The following is a 2,534-nucleotide window of genomic DNA, read 5'->3' as shown; positions in this document are numbered from 1 at the left end:
CCCTCGCCACCCACGCCCTGCGCCGACGCCCGCCCGCCGGGACCGACGACACGCGGCCCGGAACCGAGAACGTACGCGCCGACACGCCGGGCGGCCCGCCCCCGGCGCTCCTCGCCGGACTGGCCTTCTCGACCGCCGGGGACACCGCGCTGCTCTTCGACGACCGCGAACCGGCGTTCCTGCTGGGCATGGCCGCCTTCCTGGGGACACAGGTCAGCTACACGGCCGGCTACGTCGGCCTCGGGGCGCTGCGCGGCATCGCCCGCCGGCCGGGACCGGCGCTCGGCTGCCTCGCCGTGTGGGCCGCGGCGAACGCCGCGCTCGCCCCCACCCTGGAGAGGCGGCTGCGGCTGCCGGTCGCCGGGTACAGCCTGGCGCTGGCGGTGATGGGCGCGGCGGCGCTCGGCGTGGGCGGCAAGGTGGGCGCCGGTGCGGTGTCCTTCCTCGCGTCCGACCTGCTCATCGGCGTTCAGGCGGCGGGCCACGAGTTCCCCGGCCAGGAGGTCATGATCATGGCCGGCTACCTGTTCGGCCAGTACCTCATCACCACGGGCTGGCTCGAACTGGCCTGACGCCGGCGGCCCGCGGCGGGCGGATAACGTCGTCGGGTGCACGCGCAGAAACCGACACCCGAACTCTTCGGCTGGGAGTTCGCCGCCGACCCCTACCCCGCCTACGCCTGGCTGCGGCAGCACTCACCGGTCCACCGCACCACGCTGCCCAGCGGCGTGGAGGCGTGGCTGGTGACGCGCTACGCCGACGCCCGTCAGGCCCTGGCCGACCAGCGGCTCAGCAAGAACCCCGGGCACCACAGCGAGCAGGCGCACGGCAAGGGCAAGGTCGGCATCCCGGGCGAGCGCAGCGCCAACCTGATGACCCACCTGCTCAACATCGACCCGCCCGACCACACCCGGCTGCGGAGGCTGGTCTCCAAGGCCTTCACCCCGCGCCGGGTCGCCGAGTTCGAGCCGCGCGTCCAGGAGCTGACGGACGGCCTGATCGACGCCTTCGCGTCGCGCGGCGCCGCCGACCTCATCCACGAGTTCGCGTTCCCGCTGCCGATCTACGCGATCTGCGACATGCTCGGCGTGCCCGCCGAGGACCAGGACGACTTCCGCGAGTGGGCTGGTCTGATGATCCGGCACGGCGGCGGGCCCCGGGGCGGCGTGGGCCGCTCGGTCAAGAAGATCCGCGGCTACCTCCAGGACCTCATCCACCGCAAGCGCGACAACCTCGGCGACGACCTGATCTCCGGCCTGATCAGGGCCAGTGACCACGGCGAACACCTCAGCGAGAACGAGGCCGCCGCGATGGCCTTCATCATCCTCTTCGCCGGCTTCGAGACGACGATCAACCTCATCGGCAACGGCACCCTCGCCCTCCTCCGCGACCCCGGGCAACGCGGCCGCCTCCAAGACGCGTTGGCGACCGGCGGCGCGGAGGCCGACGCGCTGCTGGACACGGCCGTGGAGGAACTGCTGCGCTACGACGGCCCGGTGGAGCTGGCCACCTGGCGCTTCGCCACCGAGCCGCTGACGCTCGGCGGACAGCGGGTCGGCACCGGGGAACCGGTCCTGGTCGTTCTGGCGTCCGCCAACAGAGACCCGGAGAAGTTCGACCGGCCGGACGTGCTCGACCTGGACCGACGGGAGAACCAGCACCTGGGTTACGGCCACGGCATCCACTACTGCCTCGGCGCCCCGCTTGCCCGACTGGAGGGAAAGGTCGCGCTTTCGACCCTGCTGCGCCGCTTGCCCGATCTGGAGTTGGCGGTCGAGGAGGACCAACTCCGCTGGCGGGGCGGGCTCATCATGCGCGGACTGCGTCAACTCCCGGTCCGGTTCACGGCCGTGACCAACGCGTGATCTCGGCGACACTGGCTTGTGATCCTGGCGGGCGGCCGCTACCTTCGGCCGTCAGTCGACGAGCCGCCGCCACTCGCGTCACATCGGCCACCCGTGCCACTTGTGTCACGGGTGACGCGGCCCGTCGTCCCAGGCACTTCCGCACGAGAGGCAACCGCATGCTTTCCGGGACCGGCCGTCACCGCCGACCTCGTCAGGCCCCAGCGCTCCTGGTCACGGCGGGGGTGACCAGCGCGGGCATCGCGATGCCCTTCATGGGGGCCACCGGCGCCCAGGCGGTCGAACCCTCCACCTGGGACGCCGTCGCCCAGTGCGAGAGCGGCGGCATGTGGAGCGCCAACCAGGACAACGGCTACTACGGCGGCTTCCAACTCACCCTCAAGACGTGGAAGAAATACGGCGGTACCGAGTACGCCGAACGCCCCGACCTGGCCAGCCGAGGCCAGCAGATAGCCGTCGCCGAGAAGATCCTCGCCGGTGAGGGCCCCGAGGCATGGCCCGTCTGCGCGGTCAGCAGCGGTCTCGCCGCGGAGGCCAACGCCGCCGCCGACGACAGGGCCGCCACCCCCGGCGGTGACGCGACCGCCACGCCGGACGGCAACGGCACCCCCGCGCCCGGGGAAAGCGGCCGCGACGGCGACAAGCCCCTGCTGCCGACCACCCCGACCA

The 2,534-nt window shown here is 72.6% G+C and carries 3 protein-coding genes; all 3 read left to right on the top strand.

What is annotated here, in order from left to right; translation table 11 throughout:
* Positions 1-572: lysoplasmalogenase family protein (locus FNX44_RS26005; RefSeq protein WP_143651425.1), on the top strand; the 572-nt coding region annotated here is incomplete at its 5' end.
* Between the two features lie 36 nt (positions 573-608).
* Positions 609-1,865: a cytochrome P450 family protein gene (locus FNX44_RS26000; RefSeq protein WP_143651424.1), complete on the top strand. Its 1,257-nt coding sequence runs from the start codon at positions 609-611 to the stop codon at positions 1,863-1,865.
* Positions 1,866-2,119: 254 nt separating this feature from the next.
* The coding region (locus FNX44_RS25995) for a transglycosylase family protein (protein ID WP_438948046.1) at positions 2,120-2,534 on the top strand (415 nt) is incomplete at its 3' end.

Origin of the sequence: Streptomyces alkaliterrae, from assembly GCF_007097205.2 — a bacterium.
In the GTDB taxonomy this organism is placed as follows: domain Bacteria; phylum Actinomycetota; class Actinomycetes; order Streptomycetales; family Streptomycetaceae; genus Streptomyces; species Streptomyces alkaliterrae.
The sequence above is the reverse complement of the archived record's forward strand: the minus strand, read 5'-3'. Positions and strand labels throughout refer to the sequence as shown.